Source organism: Terrisporobacter mayombei (assembly GCF_020748465.1).
GTDB classification, from domain to species: Bacteria; Bacillota; Clostridia; order Peptostreptococcales; family Peptostreptococcaceae; genus Terrisporobacter; species Terrisporobacter mayombei.
On sequence record NZ_JAHZMP010000200.1, the window covers coordinates 1 to 465 of the forward strand.

Annotated in this window: 1 protein-coding gene; it reads right to left on the reverse strand. The window is 37.2% G+C overall.

What is annotated here, in order from left to right; all coding sequences use genetic code 11:
• Positions 1-137: 137 nt before the first annotated feature.
• Entirely contained in the window at positions 138-398 is a 261-nt protein-coding gene (locus K0039_RS21130) for a bacteriocin immunity protein (protein ID WP_228106873.1), read from the reverse strand.
• Positions 399-465 lie beyond the last annotated feature (67 nt).

Genomic DNA, 465 nt, shown 5'->3' on the forward strand with positions numbered 1-465 from the left:
GGATATAGTTTGCCTGACATGCAGCCAGAATAATGACTGCAAGAAGCAATAAAATAATCCCTGTTATTTTTTTCATAACGACTCCTTGTTGTGAAAGAATGCTAGCCATTCATCCATAAACAACCGGCATTCATATTTTAGCCCTGTTTAAATCCTGGCTTACCGTTAGCAGCTCGCCATTCTTTAATTTCTTTAACAATCACTTCAGGACTATCTTCCCTGTCATCGCGAGGATAATAAATCAGATCTGAACCATCTGGGTGCTCAGTTAATCGCTCAAACTCTCTCACTAATTTATTGTCATCCTCTTCAGTAGCACCTTCAGCTCTACATATTTTTTTTACAAACTCCAGAAATTCAGCCTCGGTATAATCACTAATACTATGTTTCAGTTCCATTTTTACTTACCTCTATGAATATCAATATGTCGCTTAGGTGTGGTCACTCTGATATTATCCATATCAT